21 protein-coding genes are annotated in these 21,408 nt (G+C 57.2%); 4 read left to right on the forward strand and 17 right to left on the reverse strand.

Features of this window, described 5'->3' with window-relative positions; all coding sequences use genetic code 11:
- Nucleotides 1-6: 6 nt before the first annotated feature.
- Nucleotides 7-1,236 (reverse strand): argininosuccinate synthase, encoded by a 1,230-nt coding sequence (locus tag AC14IB_RS05745; protein WP_484230979.1) that lies wholly within the window; start codon nt 1,234-1,236, stop codon nt 7-9.
- Nucleotides 1,237-1,353: 117 nt separating this feature from the next.
- A complete protein-coding gene (locus AC14IB_RS05750; RefSeq protein WP_484230980.1) occupies nt 1,354-2,601 on the reverse strand; it encodes a GGDEF domain-containing protein in 1,248 nt (415 codons plus the stop codon).
- A 92-nt stretch (nt 2,602-2,693) separates the two neighbouring features.
- On the opposite strand from AC14IB_RS05750, the gene pyrC reads away from it, so the two are divergent.
- Complete coding sequence (pyrC, locus tag AC14IB_RS05755) at nt 2,694-3,728, forward strand: dihydroorotase (RefSeq protein WP_484230981.1); 1,035 nt, start codon at nt 2,694-2,696, stop codon at nt 3,726-3,728.
- 32 nt (nt 3,729-3,760) lie between these two features.
- Nucleotides 3,761-4,411 carry a ribonuclease T gene (rnt, locus tag AC14IB_RS05760; protein WP_484231007.1) on the forward strand — a complete coding sequence of 217 codons (651 nt, stop codon included), beginning with the start codon at nt 3,761-3,763 and terminating at the stop codon, nt 4,409-4,411.
- Here rnt and AC14IB_RS05765 read toward each other — a convergent pair.
- The 7 genes from AC14IB_RS05765 to grxD all read right to left on the reverse strand — a co-directional run bounded on the left by AC14IB_RS05765 (nt 4,408) and on the right by grxD (nt 10,203).
- Nucleotides 4,408-5,136 (reverse strand): proteasome-type protease, encoded by a 729-nt coding sequence (locus tag AC14IB_RS05765; RefSeq protein ID WP_484230982.1) that lies wholly within the window; start codon nt 5,134-5,136, stop codon nt 4,408-4,410. The two genes, rnt and AC14IB_RS05765, sit on opposite strands and share 4 nt — an antisense overlap.
- A gap of 16 nt (nt 5,137-5,152) precedes the next feature.
- A complete protein-coding gene (locus tag AC14IB_RS05770) occupies nt 5,153-6,079 on the reverse strand; it encodes an alpha-E domain-containing protein (RefSeq protein ID WP_484230983.1) in 927 nt (308 codons plus the stop codon).
- Nucleotides 6,073-7,497, reverse strand: a complete 1,425-nt coding sequence (locus tag AC14IB_RS05775) for a circularly permuted type 2 ATP-grasp protein (RefSeq protein ID WP_484231008.1) — start codon at nt 7,495-7,497, stop codon at nt 6,073-6,075. Before AC14IB_RS05775 ends, AC14IB_RS05770 begins: the two co-directional genes overlap by 7 nt.
- A 325-nt stretch (nt 7,498-7,822) precedes the next feature.
- A complete protein-coding gene (locus tag AC14IB_RS05780) occupies nt 7,823-8,425 on the reverse strand; it encodes a peroxiredoxin (protein WP_068858300.1) in 603 nt (200 codons plus the stop codon).
- 69 nt (nt 8,426-8,494) lie between these two features.
- Nucleotides 8,495-8,917: an NfeD family protein gene (locus AC14IB_RS05785; protein WP_484230984.1), complete on the reverse strand. Its 423-nt coding sequence runs from the start codon at nt 8,915-8,917 to the stop codon at nt 8,495-8,497.
- A 2-nt stretch (nt 8,918-8,919) separates the two neighbouring features.
- Nucleotides 8,920-9,849, reverse strand: coding sequence for an SPFH domain-containing protein (locus tag AC14IB_RS05790; protein ID WP_484230985.1), 930 nt, complete (start codon nt 9,847-9,849; stop codon nt 8,920-8,922).
- Between the two features lie 33 nt (nt 9,850-9,882).
- The gene (grxD, locus tag AC14IB_RS05795) at nt 9,883-10,203 is read right to left on the reverse strand and encodes a Grx4 family monothiol glutaredoxin (RefSeq protein ID WP_484230986.1); all 321 of its coding nucleotides are present in this window, start codon (nt 10,201-10,203) and stop codon (nt 9,883-9,885) included.
- Nucleotides 10,204-10,351: 148 nt separating this feature from the next.
- Here grxD and AC14IB_RS05800 point away from each other — a divergent pair, with 148 nt between their 5' ends.
- Together AC14IB_RS05800 and argF are read left to right on the forward strand one after the other, a co-directional pair.
- Nucleotides 10,352-11,569 carry an acetylornithine/succinylornithine family transaminase gene (locus tag AC14IB_RS05800; RefSeq protein ID WP_484230987.1) on the forward strand — a complete coding sequence of 406 codons (1,218 nt, stop codon included), beginning with the start codon at nt 10,352-10,354 and terminating at the stop codon, nt 11,567-11,569.
- Nucleotides 11,566-12,483 (forward strand): ornithine carbamoyltransferase, encoded by a 918-nt coding sequence (gene argF / locus AC14IB_RS05805; RefSeq protein ID WP_484230988.1) that lies wholly within the window; start codon nt 11,566-11,568, stop codon nt 12,481-12,483. The genes AC14IB_RS05800 and argF overlap by 4 nt, the downstream gene beginning before the upstream one ends.
- A gap of 17 nt (nt 12,484-12,500) precedes the next feature.
- Here the strand turns inward: argF and galE are convergent, their stop codons facing one another.
- The 8 genes from galE to AC14IB_RS05845 form a co-directional block, all read right to left on the reverse strand.
- Nucleotides 12,501-13,577, reverse strand: coding sequence for a UDP-glucose 4-epimerase GalE (gene galE / locus AC14IB_RS05810; RefSeq protein WP_484230989.1), 1,077 nt, complete (start codon nt 13,575-13,577; stop codon nt 12,501-12,503).
- Nucleotides 13,578-13,718: 141 nt separating this feature from the next.
- Entirely contained in the window at nt 13,719-15,218 is a 1,500-nt protein-coding gene (glpK, locus tag AC14IB_RS05815) for a glycerol kinase GlpK (protein ID WP_484230990.1), read from the reverse strand.
- Nucleotides 15,219-15,257: 39 nt separating this feature from the next.
- Nucleotides 15,258-15,776, reverse strand: a complete 519-nt coding sequence (rfaH, locus tag AC14IB_RS05820; protein WP_484230991.1) for a transcription/translation regulatory transformer protein RfaH — start codon at nt 15,774-15,776, stop codon at nt 15,258-15,260.
- Complete coding sequence (locus tag AC14IB_RS05825; protein ID WP_484230992.1) at nt 15,773-17,251, reverse strand: phosphohexomutase domain-containing protein; 1,479 nt, start codon at nt 17,249-17,251, stop codon at nt 15,773-15,775. Before AC14IB_RS05825 ends, rfaH begins: the two co-directional genes overlap by 4 nt.
- A gap of 79 nt (nt 17,252-17,330) precedes the next feature.
- Nucleotides 17,331-17,591, reverse strand: coding sequence for a hypothetical protein (locus tag AC14IB_RS05830; RefSeq protein ID WP_484230993.1), 261 nt, complete (start codon nt 17,589-17,591; stop codon nt 17,331-17,333).
- Between the two features lie 42 nt (nt 17,592-17,633).
- Nucleotides 17,634-19,034: a UDP binding domain-containing protein gene (locus tag AC14IB_RS05835; RefSeq protein WP_484230994.1), complete on the reverse strand. Its 1,401-nt coding sequence runs from the start codon at nt 19,032-19,034 to the stop codon at nt 17,634-17,636.
- Nucleotides 19,031-20,671, reverse strand: coding sequence for a glucose-6-phosphate isomerase (gene pgi, locus AC14IB_RS05840; RefSeq protein WP_484230995.1), 1,641 nt, complete (start codon nt 20,669-20,671; stop codon nt 19,031-19,033). The genes AC14IB_RS05835 and pgi overlap by 4 nt, the downstream gene beginning before the upstream one ends.
- Nucleotides 20,668-21,402 (reverse strand): nucleotidyl transferase AbiEii/AbiGii toxin family protein, encoded by a 735-nt coding sequence (locus tag AC14IB_RS05845; protein WP_484231009.1) that lies wholly within the window; start codon nt 21,400-21,402, stop codon nt 20,668-20,670. The genes pgi and AC14IB_RS05845 overlap by 4 nt, the downstream gene beginning before the upstream one ends.
- Nucleotides 21,403-21,408: the final 6 nt, after the last annotated feature.

A 21,408-nucleotide genomic window follows, 5' to 3' on the forward strand; every position in this document is an offset into this window, starting at 1 on the left:
CGGACATCACTTGCCGAGCAGTGCGCGTCCGTTGTTGGCGGCAATGCGCATGCGCAGCGCATTGAGCTTGATGAACCCGGCAGCATCAGCCTGGTTATAAGCGCCACCGTCATCTTCGAAAGTGGAGATGCGGGTGTCGAACAGCGAGTTAGCTTCCGACTTGCGGCCCACCACAATGACATTGCCCTTGTACAGCTTCAGGCGCACCACGCCATTCACATGCACCTGCGAATTGTCGATCAAGCCCTGCAGCAGCAGACGCTCCGGCGACCACCAGTAGCCGTTATAGATCAGCGAGGCGTAGCGCGGCATCAGCTCATCCTTGAGATGGGCGACTTCACGGTCCAGCGTGATCGATTCAATGGCACGATGCGCCTTGAGCAAAATCGTGCCGCCCGGCGTCTCGTAGCAGCCGCGTGACTTCATGCCGACGTAGCGATTCTCGACCAGATCAAGACGGCCGATGCCATTGGCACCGCCGATCTGGTTGAGATTGGTCAGCACGGTGGCTGGGCTCAGCTTCTCACCATTGATGGCAACAACATCACCGTTCTCAAAAGTCAGATCGATATAGGTAGCAACATCGGGAGCTGCTTCTGGGGCCACCGACCAGCGCCACATGGACTCTTCGCACTCGGTCCACGGATCTTCCAGCACGCCACCTTCATAGGAGATATGCAGCAGGTTAGCGTCCATGGAGTACGGCGACTTCTTGCCGGCCTTGGCGAAATCAATGGGGATGTCGCGGGTCTTGGCATAGGCCATCAGCGTTTCACGCGAGGTCAGATCCCATTCGCGCCATGGTGCAATGACCTTGATGCCTGGCTTCAGCGCATAGGCGCCGAGCTCGAAACGAACCTGGTCGTTACCCTTGCCGGTAGCACCGTGCGAGATGGCATCGGCGCCGACTTCGTTGGCGATTTCGACCAGACGCTTGGCAATCAGCGGACGTGCAATCGAGGTGCCGAGCAGGTATTCGCCTTCATAGATGGTGTTGGCGCGGAACATCGGGAACACGTAATCGCGCACGAACTCTTCGCGCAGATCTTCAATGAAGATGTCCTTGATGCCCATGGCCTGAGCCTTGGCGCGCGCCGGCTCGACTTCTTCGCCCTGACCGAGATCAGCGGTGAAGGTAACGATTTCACATCCGTAGTGGTCTTGCAGCCAGCGAACGATGACGGAGGTGTCGAGACCACCGGAATAGGCCAGAACGACCTTCTTGATATCAGCCATGAATTGAACTCACGCGCAGGAAAATGGGGGCAGACGCTGAAACAGGTTGCAGCGAAAGCAGGCGGCAAATTGTACGCGAAACTGCGCGTCGCGGGGAACCGCTGCCATCGCGTGGTATCAGCCGAGATCATTGACCACGATTTGATGGCGACCACTCTCTTTCGCCGCATACAGCGCGGCATCGGCCAGATCAATGAGCTGAGAAGGCGCCAAATGGACATCGGGCACGATACTGGCGACGCCAATACTGACGCTCAGAAAGCGCCCTACCGATGACGCTTTGTGCGGAATTTGGCGGCTATCGACAAGGCTCAGTAACTCTTGAGCAACGTCATTGGCACCCTCACTCGTGGTGTTGGGGAGCAATAAAACAAACTCCTCGCCGCCATAGCGCGCTGCTAAGTCACCGGCACGACGAGCCAACGGTTTCATGGCGGCAGCGACCGCGACCAGCGCCCTATCCCCTTCAAGGTGTCCATGGTTGTCGTTATAAGCTTTGAAATGATCCACATCGACAAAAATCAGCGCCAGCGGCTGACGCTCTCGACGCGCACGCTCCCACTCCACCATAAAGGTGTCGTTAAAGTGGCGACGATTGGCTAAGCCCGTCAGACCATCTTCACGCGCCAATTGCACCATGCGCTCAGACAGTCGGTTGAGCTGGCGCTTCTCCAGCTCCAGCAACCGTGATTGCAAAAATAAGCGGCGGTCGCGTACTTCGAGCACATAGGCATTGCCACAACCCACCAGATTAGCCATGACGCCATACTGCAATAAGGTGCCCACTTCTTGGGTTCTGCCGGTGGCATAGAGAATGGCAAAGGACGCCAATAAGCTGCAACCGCCAATCGCCGCCGCTTGCGTCAAGCGCAGGTTGGCTACGCCATAAATAATCAGCAGCACATAAATCATGAAATACGAGGATTGCTGCTGTAACGCGTCGTCCGAGTAAAACGATGGCCCAATGGTGAGCGAAATGAGGGCAATGGCTGAGCCCGCTGCCACGTACCACAGGTGATAACGATCGAGTGCTTTAAACCGAATGCACACGGCCACCAGCACCACGGCGATACCCGTCGCGGTAAATAACCACAGCGTGACCTGAAAATCCTCTGGGAACTGACGTAAACGCCAAGGTGCCGCAAATTGCTGAACAGCCAAAGCCACTGAACCTATGTACAGGAGAAAGACCATCCAATAACTTTCACGCAACGTCGCCACTGCACGCTGGTGCATGTATTGACGAACGTCTGTTTCTAGCGGCCTAGGAAAGCGCAAAACACCGAATTTATGCGACAAGAGTTCGCGTATTGCGTCGTACTCAGCCTCCCAGGCTGCTGCTTTTGCGGATTTATCGCCTGCCATATTTTTACTCAATGTCATTGCGACCTTTGCCGACTCGTCGCCATCCGGTAGCCTATGCGTCTTTACTGCGTTTGACGACCCCTGGAATGGCCATGCAATCACTGACTATTACCCGCCCCGACGACTGGCATGTGCACCTGCGTGATGGCGATCTACTAGCCCATACCGTTCCTGCCATGGCTCGTTATTTTGGCCGTGCAATCATTATGCCCAATTTGGTACCGCCTGCGGTCACGCCCGAGCAAGCCGGCAGCTATCGTGAGCGTATTTTAGCGGCGCGCCCAACAGGATCAAACTTCGACCCTCTCATGGTGCTTTACCTCACCGAAGGCACCTCGCGTGATGACATTTTGCGTGCCAAGGCCAGCGGCTTTGTTCATGCCGTCAAACTTTACCCTGCCGGGGCCACGACTAACTCGCAATCCGGCGTAACAGATTTAAGCAAGGTTGATGCCGTTCTTGAAACCATGGCAGAAGTTGGCATGCCCCTGCTGATTCATGGCGAAGTGACGCACAACCATATCGATATTTTCGAGCGCGAAAAAGTCTTTCTAGACACCGTGTTGGCCCCGCTAGTGGCTCGTCACCCCACCCTACGCGTCGTGCTTGAACACATCACCACCGGCGATGCCGTGGACTTCGTCAACGCCGCGCCCGATCGCGTGGCCGCCACCATCACCGCCCATCACTTGTTATTCAATCGCAACCACATGTTGGCCGGGGGTATTCGCCCGCACTTCTATTGCCTGCCCATCCTCAAGCACGGTCGCCACCAGACTCGATTACTGGAAGCGGCCACCAGTGGTAGTCCGAAATTCTTCCTCGGCACAGACAGCGCACCTCACGCGAAAGGTGCCAAGGAAAGTGCCTGCGGCTGCGCCGGTAGCTACACCGCACATGCCGCTATCGAGCTCTATGCCGAAGCCTTTGAGTCGGTTTCCGCACTCGACAAACTGGAAGGCTTTGCCAGCTTTTTCGGGCCAGACTTTTACCGCCTTCCGCGCCATCAAGACACGATCACGCTGGTCAAATCGACGTGGTCAGTTCCCGCCAGCTACCCGTTTGGCAGCACAGAAGTTGTGCCCGTTCGTGCCGGCGAACACATCAGCTGGCAGGTGCAAGCGTGAGTGATTTCGAGACAGCGCCCGATCTCGCGACACTGGCGAGCAACCCCGCGGTTAAAGCGCGCTTTCGCGGCTTTCTGCCCGTGGTTGTGGATGTCGAAACAGCGGGCTTTGATGCCGGGACGCATGCCCTACTAGAGGTCGCTGCCGTCGTCGTACTACCGAATGCCAAAGGACAATGGCAGCCCGTACAACGTTTTCATGCTCACCTTAAACCCGAAGCAGGCTTGGTGTTAGATCCCGCAGCGCTGAAGTTCAACGGCATCAACCCCAATCATCCGCTGCGATTGGCGGTTAGCGAAGCGGATGCATTAAAAACCATTTTCGCGGCCTTAAAGAAAGTTCAAAAAGAGACGGGCTGCAAGCGCTGCATTTTGGTCGGGCATAACGCTAACTTCGATTTGGCTCACTTGAACGCAGCGATAGATCGGCAAAACCTGAAAAATCAGTCCCCCTTCCACCCGTTTTCCGTGTTCGACACCGCCACCCTCGCAGGTCTGGCCTATGGCCAAACGGTGTTGGCCCGAGCTTGCGAAGCGGCGGGTTTAGCGTTCAATCAAAGTGAGGCGCACTCGGCACTCTACGATGCGCACATCACTGCGGAATTGTTTTGCGGCATCGTGAATCGCTGGGAAATGGCCTATCCGTTTGCGGAATCCGCTAGCGACGAAGTCACCAGCGATTAATTAGCCCAGTCAGGATCTGCCAAACGCGCAAAGGTCTCGCGCAGACCTTGCGACCACGTTTGGCGAATCATCTGATAGTAAGGATCTGTTTCGCCAATGCGTTGCTTGCTGCTGACCTGAAAGCCATCTCGTCGATACAGCATCAGGTCAATGGGCAAGCCCACCGATAAATTCGAGCGAATGGTCGAGTCAAAGGAAATCAGCACACACTTGCTGGCTTCCTTCAGCGGCGTCTGAAAATTCACGACGCGATCAATAATAGGCTTACCGTACTTGGCCTCACCAATTTGAAAATAAGGCGTATCTACCGTGGCTTCAATAAAGTTGCCTTGCGGATAAATGTTAAATAAGCGCGGGGTTTCGCCCACCACTTGGCCACCGAGCAAAAACGACGAACCAAAATCGACGCCACTGGCGTGCTGACCGGAGTCGCGAGAAATCACCTCACGCAGTAGCTGGCCAATTTCCACGGCAGCATCGTAGAGCGATCGCACATTCAGAATGGCTGGCTGTCCGGTGTCACTGACCCGCTGACGCAGCAAGCTCAAGACGCTTTGCGTAGTCGCCAGATTGCCTGCCGACATCAGCACCATCACCGCGCGGCCCGGCGCTTCCAGCACCGTCATTTTGGCAAACGTCGCAATATGATCGACGCCCGCATTGGTGCGTGTGTCCGAAGCCATGACCAAGCCTTCGGCCAAATTGAGGGCAATACAGTACGTCATGAGAGGGTTTGATCCGTTAGGTTTCTGCCCAATACGCTTGAGCAATGGCTTCGCCAATAATAGCAAAGTCAATGATGAGCTGATCGAGCACAGCCACCGGATCGGCAGCAAAATCATCGTGCCATGAGCCAAAACGTAAGCGCGCATAGCCTTCAGCAACCAGACGACGAACTTCGCGAGCCTGCTCGCCCTGAATGTGCGCCAAGGTGTCGTTTATTTCCGCGAAGCAAGCATGCAGGGAGCGTGGCAAGTCTTCTCGCAGCACGAGTAACTCGCCAATATGATCCACGCTAAGACTGTCACGGTAACTATCACGATACGCTTCAAACGCTGATAGCGAACGCAGCAGCGCGGCCCAGGCATAGTAGGAGGGTCGGCCGGTTTGATCGGGTGCAGCAAACGCCTCTAGGTGATAACGAAATAGTCGCGCGGTGTTGTCGGCTCGTTCTAAATAAGTCCCGAGACGAGAGAAGTGAAAAGCATCGTTGCGCTGACTGGTGCCGACCAATACGCCTCGGTACAAATGCGAACGCTCCTTCACCCACTCCAGAAAACGACTGAAGCCTTGGCTTTTGAGCTTGGCTCGACTGATCGACTTCATTTCCAGCCACGTCGCGTTGACCGCTTCCCAAAGTTCGCCGGTAATGGTGCCGCGCACCACGTGGGCGTTTTCACGAGCCTGTTTTAGGGACGCAAAAATGCTTGAGGGACTGTCATGTTGCAGCATTAAGAAATAGGCGATCTCTTCGGCATTCAGCGGCTTGCCGTTCGCCATAAACTGCTCACGCAAATCAATAATGTCGAGCGGCATCGCCACCACGGACTCATCAGCTCCCGGCATTAACGCCAGCTGCTGGCTTACGTCCAGTAATCGAGCCAAATTCTCCGCGCGCTCCATGTAACGCGCCATCCAAAACAGGCAGGATGCGGTACGGCTTAACATGCACGATCCTCCACAATCCACGTGTCTTTGGTGCCACCGCCTTGAGACGAGTTCACCACTAATGAGCCCTCTTTTAACGCGACGCGAGTCAAACCGCCGGGCACCATCACCACGTCTTTGCCGGACAAGACAAACGGCCTTAAATCGAGGTGGCGCGGCGCCACCCCACTTTCGACAAAGGTCGGGCAGGTCGACAAAGACAGCGTGGGCTGCGCGATGAACTCGCTGGGGTTGGCGAGAATACGCAATCGATAGGCCTCGATTTCCGCTTTAGAACTGGTCGGCCCAATCAGCATGCCGTAGCCGCCGGAGCCATGAACTTCTTTTACGACCAGCTCGGGCAGATGATCCAGCACATATTTCAGATCATCCGGATTGCGCAGCAACCACGTGGGCACATTCTGCAGAATCGGCTCTTCGCTGAGATAGAAACGGATCATGTCGGGCACATAGGGGTAAATCGACTTGTCATCGCCCACGCCAGTACCAACCGCATTGGTAATGGCCACGCGACCGGCGCGATACACGGCAAGAATGCCGGGCACGCCAAGCACAGAGTCAGGATTGAAGGCCAGTGGGTCGAGGAAAGCATCATCGATACGGCGGTAAATGACATCCACGCGCTTAGGGCCAGAGGTGGTGCGCATCCACACATAGCCATCGCGCACGAACAAGTCAGGCCCTTCCACCAGCTCCACACCCATTTGCTGAGCGAGAAAAGCGTGTTCAAAGTAAGCCGAGTTGTATCGACCAGGGGTAAGCACAACCACCGTTGGGCTGTTAGCCCCAGCGGGGGCAGCGGCTTGCAGCGTCTCTAGTAACAGCGTTGGATAGTGATCGACCGGTGCCACCGCATGCGTCGCAAACAGCTCAGGGAACAGGCGCATCATCATCTTGCGATTTTCGAGCATGTACGACACGCCGCTCGGCGTGCGCAGATTATCCTCGAGCACATAGTAGGTACCGTCATCGCCACGCACCAAATCAATGCCTGCGATGTGCGCATAAACCTGATTCGGCAACGTAATACCGACCATGGCCTGCTGGTAATCGGCATTGTTCAGAATGATATCGGTAGGAATGACGCCCGCTTTGAGGATTTTCTGCTCATGATAAATATCGTGCAGAAAAAGGTTCAACGCGAGTGCACGCTGACGCAGACCGCGCTCCAAAACGCCCCATTCTGAGGCGGGAATCATGCGCGGGATGGTATCAAAGGGAATTAAGCGCTCGGCACCGGCCTCATCACCATAGACTGCAAAGGTGATACCGACACGGCGAAACAGCAGATCCGCTTCCTGACGCTTCTGCGCCATCTCTTCGGCTGGGCGCTGGGTCAGCCAGTCGCCATAGTGACGGTAGTGCGGGCGTACGCTGCCGTTGCCGGCATACATCTCATCAAAAGGGGTTGCAATCACACTCATGGCATTCCGTCCTGGTTACCCAAGACTCATTGCAAGCCTTATGCCATGTAATGGTGCATGGATTGGATAGCTCCTGCGGGAGGAAGATGCTTTTTGCGGGCTAGAATGCCCGCTAAAAGCATCTTCTTCCCGCAGGGACGGCGGCTCTCGGTCTTTGCAGCATCTCAGGGATCGAGGACAGGGGCTTTCGAATTCAGAGGCGTGCTGAATTCGGACACCGGTACGCTGGCCGTGAAAGCAAAAGGCCTTGTTTCACCGGCATGATTAGCCGGCGAAACAAGGCCTTTTGCTTTCAACTGTCAGTTACAGCGCGCTGAGCTCAGAGCTTGTCTGCGTTCTCAGACAGGTACTTGGCAACACCGGCTGGCGATGCGTCCATGCCCTTGTCACCTTTCTTCCAGTTAGCTGGGCAGACTTCGCCGTGCTCAGCGTGGAATTGCAGGGCGTCAAACAAGCGCAGGATTTCGTCCATGCTACGGCCCAGCGGCAGGTCGTTAACGATTTGCGAACGCACAACACCTTCTGGATCGATCAAGAAGGCACCACGGAAAGCAACGCCACCGGCGGACTCTACGTCGTAGTTCTTGGCGATTTCGTGGGTGATGTCAGCGGCGAGCGTGTATTTCACTTGGCCGATGCCACCGTCGTTCACAGCCGTATTGCGCCAGGCGTTGTGGGTGAAGTGCGAATCGATGGACACACCAACCACTTCCACGTTGCGGGCTTTGAAATCTGGAATGCGGTGATCCAGAGCAATCAGCTCGGATGGGCAAACAAAGGTGAAGTCCAGTGGGTAGAAAAATACCAAGGCATACTTGCCCTTAGTGGCTGCACTGAAGCTGAAGTCTTCAACAATGGTGCCATCGGCGAGAACGGCAGGTACGGTGAAGTCTGGTGCTGGTTTGCCAACGAGAACGGCCATGAGGCATCTCCTATAAGAGTGGGGGGTTAATCATTTCTACGCTAAGCATGCTTGGCGCAGCATTGTTTTTCAATCCTTCAGCGTCACCACGAGGACATTACCGTCCACTTCCGTGATAAACGCATGGGTTCCTGGCGGGCAGTCCGGGCCGCGAACCGTCCAATGACTATCGTCAAGCTGTACGCGGGCTATACCGTTCACGATACCCTCGGGCAAGGTGATTTCGCGTCCCAGCCAACGAGCACTGCCGCGATTAATGACATTGGCCTGAGACTTCAGTACCGCCGGTCTGCGCCGCGACCAAAGCACACACAGCAGCAGCGCCAAGAGCGAAAACAGAGCACCTTGAGCCATCGTATCTGCTAGGCCAAGAAACGCTGCAATGCCAGTCACCGCGGCCGCAATAGCCAACATGAGCAGGTAGAAAGAGCCGCTCAGCAGCTCTAAGCCACCCAACACCAGCGCTGCAATCCACCACAGCGAGGCGGTCATGATTAGCGCTTCGTGACGGCGTCACTGCCGCCCTGGATGGCCTTCATGAGCTCGCCGATGCCGGCAACGCTGCCCACCAGCTGCGTGGCCTCGACCGGCATCATGATGACTTTGGTGTTGTTTGACGCGGCGAGCTGACCAAAGGCTTCAACATACTTCTGTGCAATGAAGTAGTTAATCGCCTGTAAGTTACCGCTGCCAATCGCATCTGACACCACTGTGGTGGCATTCGCCTCCGCCTGCGCCTGACGCTCACGTGCCTCAGCCTGAAGGAAAGCCGCCTGGCGCTCACCCTCTGCCTTCAAAATCTGACCGACCTTTTCACCCTCAGCCGTGAGAATTTCTGCCTGACGACGGCCCTCCGCTTCCAGAATCGAGGCGCGCTTCATACGCTCAGCCTTCATCTGCGAGGCCATGGCCTCGACCAGATCGGTCGGTGGCGTGATGTCCTTGATTTCAACACGGGTGATCTTGATGCCCCACGGGCTGGTCGCTTGGTCAATGGCTGCCAGCAAACGACCGTTAATCTGGTCACGCTGCGACAGCATTTCATCCAGATCCAACGAGCCGATGACAGTACGCATATTGGTCATGGCGAGGTTTTGAATCGCGTAGCCAAGGCCCTGCACTTCATAGGCCGCGCGCGCGGTATCGATGACTTGATAGAAGCAGACCGCGTCAATACGCACCATGGCGTTATCGCGCGAAATCACTTCCTGCGCCGGAATGTCCAGCACCTGCTCCATGACACTGAGTTTGCGACCAATCTGATCGAAAAACGGCATGATGAAGTGTAGGCCGGGGCCTAATGTATGGGTGTAGCGCCCGAAGCGCTCCACGGTCCATTCATAGCCTTGCGGAACCTGCTTAACACTCAGGACAACAACCAGCACTGCAAGAAACAGCAGTGCCATCATGACAATGGATAACATGGAAGCCTCCGGGCTCATGGTGACATTACCGCGTTAGACTTTAACAGCCGCTTCTTTAATGAGCGGGGCCAATTCGCCCTTCTGAACCATATCCATGACGATGTCGCAGCCACCGATGAGCTCGCCCTTCACCCACAGTTGCGGGAAGGTCGGCCAGTTGGCAATGCGTGGCAGCGTGCTACGAATTTCAGGGTTTTCCAAGATATTCACATAAGCGAACGGTTCGCCAACCTGCGTCAGTGCTTCCACCGTACGTGCAGAAAATCCGCACTGCGGAAACTGTGGCGTGCCCTTCATGTAAAGGATGACGCTGTTGTCGGCAATTTGTTTCTTAATAAGGGTTTCGATGTCCATGGTGCTCTCCAAATAACCCGTGACAGGATGTTTTAAATGGTAGCAGATGTTGCGCGTTCTTGGCGTGCAACAGCACCCGCGCTACACTCCGCGATTACCCTGCTGGCCTTGAGCCTTTTTACCCCAAGACTTGCCGTCGAGATTTGTTATGACCACGCCTGCACTGCCCCCGATCACGCCCGCCCTGATGCCGACTTATGCCCGTCAGCCGGTGGCTTTTGTGCGCGGCGAAGGCGTGTGGCTTTGGGATACCGACGGTAAGCGCTATTTAGACACCACCGCAGGCATCGCGGTATGTGGTCTCGGCCATGCGAATCCTGTTGTTGCGGCGGCGATTGCTGACCAAGCCGCGACGTTGGTACACACCTCGAATTTGTATCGTGTCCCTCTGCAAGAGGAGCTGGCCGACCTGCTTTGCCAAGTCTCAGGTATGCAGCACGCATTTTTCGGCAACTCCGGTGCCGAAGCCAACGAAGCGGCCATCAAGCTGGCGCGTCTGCACGGCCATAAAAAAGGCATCGCCGTCCCCACCGTCATCGTCATGGAAAACAGCTTTCATGGCCGCACCATGGCCACGCTCACGGCTACCGGTAATGCCAAAATTCAAGAAGGTTTTGGGCCGCTGGTTGAAGGCTTTGTACGCGTACCGTTTGATGACCTAGACGCAATCCGGTCAGTGGCCGCAAGCAACCCGAATATCGTCGCTATCTTGGTCGAACCGATTCAGGGCGAAAGCGGCGTACGTACCGCACACAACGGCTTTGGCTACCTCAAGGATCTGCGCGATATCTGCGATCAGCACGACTGGCTGCTCATGGTCGATGAAATCCAGACTGGCAACGGCCGTACCGGCAAGTACTTTGCCTATCAGCACGCTGGCATCCTGCCCGATGTGGTGAGCACGGCCAAAGGTCTGGGCAACGGCTTCCCGATAGGCTCCACACTGGTTGCCGGCAAGGCCGCCAGCCTGTTCAGCCCAGGCAAGCACGGCACGACCTACGGTGGCACGCCGCTGGGTTCGCGTGCGGCGCTGACCACCGTTCAGGAGTTGCTGAAAGGTCCGATTGCCAATGCCGGTGCGATGGGCGAGCGCATCATGCAGGGTTTCCGCGACGAACTCGGCGCTTACGGTGTTTGCGTTGAAGGTGCCGGCCTAATGATCGGCGTGATTCTGCCGGTCGCCTCTGCCGCACCACTGGTGGCACTGGCCCGCGAGGCTGGCGTCCTGCTCATCGTCAGCGCAGAAAATCGCATCCGTCTGCTGCCGCCACTGATCATCAATGCTGCCGAAGCCGATGAACTGGTACAGCGCATCAGCACGCTGGTGCGCGACTTCCTGACCGCCGAAGGTGTGGTGGCGGCATGAGTACGCGTCACTTTCTCACCCTACTCGACCTCACGCCGGCCGAACTGCAGGCCGTGCTCGACCGCGCCATCGTGCTGAAGAAAATGCTGCGCGATGGCGTGGTGCATGAGCCGCTGAAAAATCGTGTGCTGGCGATGATCTTCGAGAAGTCATCGACGCGTACCCGCGTCTCGTTCGAAGCCGGCATGGCGCAGTTTGGTGGCTCGGCCATCTTCCTGTCGCCTCGTGATACTCAGCTCGGCCGAGGCGAGCCCATCGAAGATTCGGCCCGCGTGATTTCACGCATGGTCGATGCCGTGATGATTCGTACCTTCGAGCACAACACCATCGAGCGATTTGCCGCGTACTCACGCGTGCCGGTCATCAACGCGCTGACCGATGATCATCACCCCTGCCAGCTGCTCGCCGACCTACAGACCTTTGTTGAGCACCGCGGCGCGCTGGCCGGCCGCGAATTTGCCTGGATTGGCGATGGCAACAATATGTGCAACAGCTATGTGCATGCGGCGCATCAGTTCGGCTTCAAGCTGCGCATCGCCTGCCCTTACGGCTTCGAGCCCGACCCCGAGCTGCTCGAACAGTACGCCCATTGCGCCGAACTGGTAAAAACCGCTGAGGAAGCCGCCGAGGGCTCACATCTAGTTGCCACCGATGTTTGGACCAGCATGGGCCAGGAGTCGGAGCAGAGCGTGCGCAAACGTCGCTTCGCCATGTATCAGGTCAATCCGCGCCTCATGGATTTAGCGGCAGACGACGCCCTGTTCATGCACTGCCTGCCGGCACATCGTGGCGAAGAAATTTCGGAAGACATGCTCGACGACCCGCGCGCGATGGTTTGGGATGAAGCCGAGAATCGGCTCCACGCTCAGAAGGCGCTGCTGGAGTTCTTACTGGTGGGGCTGCCTACTACCTAGGCAGCCTCGTGATCCGCTTAGTCTTCATAGCCTTGCGGATTTTTAGACTGCCAACGCCAGTGGTCTCGACACATATCGGCTTGATCTTTGGTGGCTGACCAGCCCAACTCCTGCACGGCTAATCTCGGGTCAGCAAAACATTGCGCCACATCACCGGCTCGACGAGGCGCAAGCTGATAGGGAATAGGTCGCCCTGCCGCTTCTGAAAACGCCGCCACCATATCCAGCACGGAATAGCCCTTACCCGTACCCAAATTGACCGTCACCAAATTCCCAGCCAGCTCACCCGTTGCCGCCGCGGTTCCGCGCGCTAGACGCTGCAAGGCCAGCAAGTGACCACGCGCAAGGTCATCGACATGAATGTAATCACGCACACCCGTGCCATCCGGAGTTGCATAATCACTGCCAAACACTCGCAACTGATCTAGCTTGCCACTGGCCACTTGGGCGATATAAGGCATGAGATTGTTCGGGATACCGTTCGGGTCCTCACCAATGTCGCCACTTGCATGAGCACCGACCGGATTGAAGTAGCGCAAGATCGCAATTTGCCAGAGCTCCGGCGCTGATGCATGCAAGTCGCGCAACATATCCTCGATATGCAACTTACTGGCACCGTAAGGATTCGTCGTGCTTAACGGGAAATTCTCACGAATCGGCACCTCATGCGGGTCGCCATACACCGTGGCGGATGAGCTAAAGACCAAACGCGTCACGCCGGCCGCTGCCATCGCCTCCAAAAGTCGCACGCTGCCAACCACATTGTTATCGTAATAGCGCAAGGGCTGCTGCACCGACTCACCCACGGCTTTCAATCCCGCAAAATGAATCACCGCCTCAATCGCCGGGTGAGTTTGAAACACAACGCTCAACGCATGGGCATCTCGAATATCACCTTGGCAAAACGTCAGCGGCACCTCCGCTGGCGCACAGCCTAGCGTAGTCGAAGCGATGGCTCTGACTCGGCGCAAGGCAGTGGGCTTGCTGTTGCTGAGGTTATCAAACACCACCACCTGGTCGCCCTGCTCCAGCAACTGCAGCACCGTGTGAGAGCCAATATAACCTGCGCCACCAGTCACTAAATACGTCGACATTTGAAACTCCTTGGGAGGGTGCATCTGTTTTGCACACGTTTAGAACCCCAAAATGCGGTGATTAAAATTTGCTCACCGCATTTTGGGGTTCTAAACGCGTCAGAAAGAACATAGCCCCGCACCAGCAAAAAAATCCTTACGTTATTCCGCCGCTGGCGGCTGCGACGCCACGCGGCGCACCGCATCGAGCCAGCCCGCATAGAGACTAGTGCGCTTATCTGCGGGCATCGTTGGCGCAAAGCGGCGATCGCAATGCCAGAGCGCAGTGATGTCATCTAAAGACGCGAACACGCCAACGCGCAAGCCGGCCAAAAATGCGGCGCCCAGCGCGGTGGTTTCGGTCACAGTGGGGCGATCAACAGGCACACCAATGATGTCCGCTAACGATTGCGCGACCCAGTTATTCACCACCATGCCGCCGTCAATACGCAGGGTAATGACGGGATCGCCGCCATCGCGCGTCATGGCCTCCATCAGGTCACGTGTCTGGAAACAAACGGACTGCAGGCCGGCGGTGACAATTTCACCGATGCCGGTGTCACGCGTGAGGCCAAAAATAGCGCCGCGCGCGCGGGGATCCCAGTACGGTGCACCAAGGCCGGTGAAGGCCGGCACCATATACACGCCTCGGCTATCGCCGGTGGCTTCAGCAATCGCCTGAGTTTCGGAAGCGGAGCCGATGAGCTTGAGGCCGTCACGCAGCCATTGAATCGTGGCACCAGCCACAAAAATCGAGCCTTCCACTGCATAGGTGGGCTGACCGTTCAAGCGATACGCCACGGTGGAGAGCAGACGGTTGTCCGACTTCACGACCGTGGAGCCAGTGTTGAGCACCATGAAACAGCCCGTGCCATAGGTGCTTTTCACCATGCCCGGCTGGAAACACGCTTGGCCAATGAGTGCCGCTTGTTGATCGCCCGCCATGCCACAAATCGGTACGCTGGCACCGAGGAAATCGGGCGCTGAAATGCCAAAATCATCGCTGGAATCTTTCACTACGGGCAGTACGGAACGCGGAATACGGAACAGCGTTAGCAGCTCGTCATCCCATTGCTGGGTGTGGATATTGAACAGCAAGGTTCGTGAGGCATTGGTGGCATCGGTGGCATGTTGGCGGCCGTGGGTGAGACGCCAGAGTAACCAGCTATCGATGGTGCCAAAGGCCAGTTCACCGCGTTCGGCACGCTCGCGGGCATTGGGTACGTTGTCGAGTAGCCAAGCCAGTTTGGTGGCGGAGAAGTAGGGGTCGAGCAGCAGGCCGGTCTTGGCTTGCACCATCGGCTCATGCCCCGCCGCTTTCAGCTGAGCACAGGCCTCGCCGGTGCGACGATCCTGCCAGACAATGGCTTTGTGCAGCGGCATGCCGTTGCTACGATCCCATAGCACCGTGGTTTCGCGCTGATTGGTGATGCCAATCGCCGCGAGGTCACGAGCATGCAGGCCGACGCGCCGCAGCACGTCGCGACAGACCGTTTCGGTGGCCCACCAAATGTCCATGGCATCGTGCTCGACCCAGCCGTCAGCAGGAAAATGCTGTTGCAATTCGACCTGTGCCATGGAGCGTTTGTTGCCCAGTTCGTCGAAGACGATGGCGCGGGTGCTGGTCGTACCTTGGTCGATGGAAAGCAAATAGCGGGTCATAACTGACTTCTCGTGAGCGCGGCCAAACAGACGCGTAGTTTAATCCTTTACGGCCTGCACATGGCTAATGGGCAGATGAACGCGCTGCTGTTGATGCAGCAATTTCAGCAGCAAAATCACGCGCTCATCGCCATCACGTGCATCGAATACGGCCGACAATCCGGACAGCGGGCCCTCGGTAATCGTCACCGTTTGGCCCGGCATAAAGAGCGCTTCCGGTTGCGCATGCGGGTTATCCAGTGCGGCCTCCCGCGCCTGCAGCGCGGTCACAATGGCATCCGGCACCGCCAAGGGCAAATCGCCAAAACGCACTAACTTACTCACGCCGCGGGTAGAGCGAATCGGCGCCCAGTTATCGGCGATATCACTGAGGCGCACGAAGCAGTAATGCGGAAATAGGGGCTCAACCACCACCTCGCGCTTGCCTTTGCGGATCGCCTCGCGACGAAACGATGGCGCAAACGCCTCATAGTCCTGATTAGCCAACTGTTCCACCGCGCGAAACACTTCACGCGGCTTGCACTGCAGGACATACCAACGCCGGTCATCGCGAATCATGCGGTCAGCAGCTCATGCAGCCACGCGGTTTTGGCCTGCATCAAGGCAGCATCGGCACGCGACTCCACGTTTAAACGCACTACCGGCTCGGTATTACTCATGCGCAGGTTGAAACGCCACTGAGGGAATTCACGGCTCAGGCCATCGAGCGCAGACTCGGCCACCAGCGTTTCACGCCCTGCGTCCAACTCGGCCTGCACAGCCGCTTCCACCCGCGCAATCGCTGCGCGGGCGTCACTGACCTTAAAGTTGATCTCGCCACTGCAGGGATAAGCCGCCTGCGCCTCATTGACCAAGGCCGACAACGGTTGTTCGTTCAGCGCTAAGCGCTCCAGCAGTAACAACATGGGAATCATGCCGGAGTCGCAATAATGGAAATCGCGGAAATAATGGTGCGCCGACATCTCGCCACCGTAGACGGCATTTTCGCTACGCAAAGCCGCTTTAATAAAGCTATGACCGCATTTGCTCACCAGGGCGCGACCACCTGCCGCCTCCACCTGCGCGATGGTGTTCCACGTTAAGCGCGTGTCATAAACCACGGCGCCGTTGCGCTCATGCTGCAGCAGTTGCGTCCCGAGTAAGGCCACGAGGTAATAGCCCTCAATAAAGCCCCCGGCTTCATCAAAGAAGAAGCAGCGATCAAAGTCGCCATCCCAGGCAATCCCCAAGTCAGCATGTTCTGCGCGCACCACGCTGGCCGTATCTTCTTGGCATTTGGCCAACATCGGGTTGGGCACACCATTCGGGAACCGGCCATCGGGCGTGTGAAAAACCCGGGTGATGCTGAGCGGCAAGCCGTCCACCAGTGCATCAAAGGTCGGACCTGCGCAGCCGTTGCCGGCGTTGACCACCAGTTTCAAGGGGCGGCAAGCGTCTGCACGCGCCTGCAAGGCCTGCTGCAAGGCCGGGAAACTCACAAATGAACGGACTTTTTCGATGTAACTCGCGTGCAAGTCTAGCGTGGCGTGCAACTGGGGGTCCGGCTGATATTGGCTACCATCAGTCAGCGGGCCAAAGGCATAACCATTGCCCTGCGCCAACGCCTGCGCCTGTTCAACCAGTAATTGGCGCGTCAGCGCCTCCATCTCGGCCAAGCCATCATCGCCACTGATGGGCCGCGCTTCGCCACGCACCATCTTGATGCCGTTATCGCCCACCGGATTATGACTGGCGGTGACCATCAGTCCGCCGCCCATGCCGGGCTGGCCTGCCGCGTGATAGACCATTTCCGTACCGCCCAGACCGATGTCACGCGTGGCCACGCCCTCGGCATTTAAGCCAGCGGCCAGCGTACGGGCAAACGCCGCACTGGTATCGCGAATATCGTAGCCAATGGCCACCGGGCCCTGCGGCTGAATCACGCGCGCATAGGCACGACCAATGGCATAGACCATATCAATGTGCAGCTGTGCCGGCACCGGGCCACGCACATCGTAGGCCTTAAACGCGGGGAGCTTGGCAGGGTGTGTCATAAGCCGATTTTCCAGGTGAAATTCCAATAAAAACGCCGTGTGAGTTTACTCACACGGCGTGGAAAAATCTGCAACGCGCTTAGTGTGTGGAGGGGCTGGATAGCTCACGCGTGCGCAGATGCAAAAGCACCAGCAGTTGGTCTAGCCAAAATGCCAACCAGCCTTTTTGACGCCGCAATATATAGGCATCCATGGCCTGATCAATCACCGCTGCTTCACGATAAAGCTCAGGCAAGATGTGCAGCTCTCGCGCATTGACTAAGCGATACGGCTGCTGGAACACACGCAGCATCACTAAGGACAGGCCAGTGGCGCGCTTAACTTTGACTCGGTAGCCCATGTGTATGAAAACCTTCTTATACAAAGCATAGACAAAATCATACTAGACAATCTCGCCGCGACCAATGCCTACGTACATAAATCCTTGGCTCTGCATAAACGCTGGATCGTAGACATTACGGCCATCAAAAATAACCGGCGTACGCAAGGCGCGCTTGAGCAAGGCGTAATCCGGCGCACTGAATTCGTCCCAAGCGGTGACCACCAGCAAGGCATCTACGCCTTGCCCAGAACCTCCCTGTAAAGACTCGGCCTGAGAGCTGGCAACGGTCAGCAAGGGTTGGTCGGTGTATTGCGCGGCCAAGTTGGCACCGGCCATGGGGTCATACACCACCGTGCTGGCGCCTTGTGCCCACAACGCCTGCAACAAAGGATGCACGGCCGAACCTTGCACGCTCGAGGAGCCCGGCTTGTAAGACGCCCCCCAAATGGCAAAACAACGCCCCGCCAAGTCACCTTGGAAATAGCGCCAGACTTTGCGGAACAACAGCTCGCGCTGGCGTTGGTTAATGCTCATGACGGTGCCAAGCAGCGATGGCCTGTCCAGCGACTGCTCCAAAGTCCGCGAAAAATCGATGACTTCATCGGCAAAACTGGGGCCGCCAAAACCGCAGCCAGGCTCCAAATACGCACTGCCAATGCGCGGGTCGGCGGCCAAACCTTGGCGCACATCCTCCACATCCACCTGCAACACTTCGCAGAGCTCGGCGAGCTCATTCATGAAGCTCACACGCGTGGCGAGCATGGCATTAACACCACTCTTAATGACTTCGGCCGCCGCTAACGACACCCACAGCGTTTCTTGAGCCCGGCGCAAAATCGGACGCAGGCCTTCCAATAAAAATGCCTCGGCATCGGACTCGTCGCAACCTAACAGGAGCAGCGATGGGTTCATGAAATCGTGCAAAGCAAAACCGCCACGCACGAACAGCGGAAAGTGGTAGAGCACGGGCGCCCGCGATGGCACTGGCCGCTGGTCAGCCTTGGCCTGCTGGCATTGATAGGCAAAAACGGCCTGCAAATGCGCGTTCAGGCTCACCAAAGTGCCAATCGGGTACGGTGTGAGTACGGCAAACGCCGGCAGCGCCATAGCACTGGCCGCGCTAGCCTGCTGGCAAGCAGCCACGAGCAAGGCCTCACAGTGATCTTGCAAGCGCCGCGGGCCGGCATCTTGCGCCAGCCAATGCTGATGCACCGGCGCGGTACCCGGAGCGGTATCCGGGGCAGCCAACAACACATCCACGCCTTTGCCGAGCCGCAAACGACCCGCGCTCTGCTGCGCCAACGCGGCCTCACGCAAGCCGGGCTCGCGCAGCACCTCATCGTCGGGCACCGTAATGAGTACGCTCCACGCCGGGCAGAGCAGCACCGAATGGCCCAGCGCCGCCATTTGCGCCGCGGCCGTCCAAGCAAACAAGGTATTGCCGTGAATCACTAAATTCATGAGCGCACCGCCTGTAACAGAGCCTGTGTGGAGGCATCAAACGCAGAAAGATCCGGCTGTCGCTGAGTCATGGCCGCGTGCGTGCTACTGGCTAACTGCTTACCCAGCTCCACGCCCCATTGGTCAAAGGGGTTAATGTCCCAAATCACCGACGCCACAAACACTTTGTGCTCATACAGCGCAATGAGCTGACCCAGCCGGTACGGAGTGAGTACGTCCATGAGCAGCGTACTGGACGGCTGATTGCCGTGGTAATAGCGGTGCGCCACGCCGGTGTCGTCGCCGAGCATGAGCACACGCGCTTGGGCAAAGCAGTTCGCCAACGACAACTCGTGTTGATGCTGCAAGGCCAAGCCCGACTCATCGGCTCGCTGGTAACGGCGAATCGGCGCAATAAAATCGCAGGCCACCGGTTGCGTGCCCTGGTGCAGCAGCTGGTAAAAGGCATGCTGGGCGTTGGAGCCGACCTCGCCCCAGAGAATGGGGCAAGTGTCATAAGGTACGGGGTCCCCGTAGCGATCCACCGATTTGCCGTTGCTTTCCATTTCCAGCTGCGTCAGGTAGCTGGGGAACAGTTTCAAACGGGCGTCGTAGGGCAAAATGGCCTGACCGTTAATACCCAGAAACGTCGAGTTCCAGGCCATGAGCAGGCCCATGATCACCGGTAGGTTGTCGGCCAGTGGTGCGGTGCGGAAGTGCTCATCCATGGCGTGCGCGCCCGCCAACAGCTGCTCAAAGCCGGCCATACCGAGCTTCAGGGCAATGGGAAAACCAATACCGCTCCACAAGGAAAAGCGGCCACCGACCCAGTCCCACAAGCGGATTTGATTCGCTTCGGGAATGCCGTAAGTGGTCATTTTCTCTGGCTTGGCGGAGATGCCCACCACATGGTGCTGCAAAATGCGCTCGCGCTGTTTCAGGCGCGACTGCATCCAGGTCAGCGCGGTCTCGGCATTGGACAAGGTGTCCAGCGTGGTAAACGACTTCGAGGCAATGACTAACAGCGTACTGTCTTGGCGCAGGGTATTGAGCAAGTCGGCAATTTGGGTGCCGTCAATGGAGCTCACGAAATGGATTCGCAAGGCCTGGGCCATGGGCGGCGCAAACTCCGCGAGGGCGTTGGTCACCAAATACGGGCCGAGATCGGAGCCGCCCACGCCAATGCACACCACATCGGTCATGGCCTCACCGGTCACGCCGCGCCACTGACGCTCATGAATGCGCTGCACCATGCCACGCACGCGCGCCAAACTGGCGTGCACCTGCGCCACCACATCCTCCCCCTCCACCACCAGCTCCGCAGTTTTCGGCAAGCGCAGGGCCGTGTGCAAGGCGGCACGGTCTTCGGTGAGGTTGACGCGATCACCGCGCATCAAGCCCGCAATGGCCTCTGGCAGCTGCACTTCCTCGGCAAGCGAGAGCAAATGCGACAAGGTTTGCGGGTCGATGCGTTGCTTACTGAAATCGAGGTGCAAGCCATCGTGACACCGGGTTAACTCACGCACCCGCTGCGCCGCCTGCGTGGCATCGCCCCAGACCTCGCGTAAATGCAAGGCCTGCCAGCGCGGCACTTCAGCATAGCGCAGGTGCTGCCAACTGGGCAGCTGGTGGCGAAGCTCGCGGGGTTTGTTCGTCATAACAGGACAATCCGTTGACTTAATTGCTGAAAGTACTGTGTCGACCAAATCGCTAACGCATTGGCGTCGGGCACAAATCGCAAAACATCTGCCCGTACAGAATCTATGTTGAGCATGGCAATCTTTTCCTTCAGCAGCGAGTTAAACGCCATCGGGGTTAAATCGCGCTCATCCCAATCGCCATTCTGTCGCATTCTCGCTTCAAGATGCTTCAAATGCAGTGGCACACCTTGGCGCACATACCATTCAAAATCAAACCAATCGCGGCCTTTGACTCGATTTTTCCATTGCCGAAACAACAGTGCATGCACTTTCCCTGCAAATAAGTCAGGCAACGAAAAACAACGCACGTAACAGGCCGCAGGCTGTAACAACAACAGATCTTCAGTTGCAAAACCCAGCGGCGGATCGGTGTCTACTTCGAATTTAATTTTAAGGGATCGTTTGCCGGCAACTCGTACATCGTAAACGGTGGTGTTTGGCTTCAAAAATGCTGAGGCAATCGCTGTTTCGGCCGTCTTCACTTTTTCCGAAATATCAACAGGCACGCCTAAGGCCGCAAACTCATCTTGCAAAGCGTTGAAGTAAGGCTGAAAGCTAAAGCCTGGCTTTGCCGCCAATAACGAAAAGTCGAGGTCTTCTGAAAATCGGGGCAGCCCATGAAACAGCCTCAAACAAGTCCCGCCATAGAAGGCTGCCTGCTGAAAAAAACCCCCACGCGCCAGACCCACCAAGGC

It is taken from the genome of Perlucidibaca sp. (assembly GCF_057084925.1).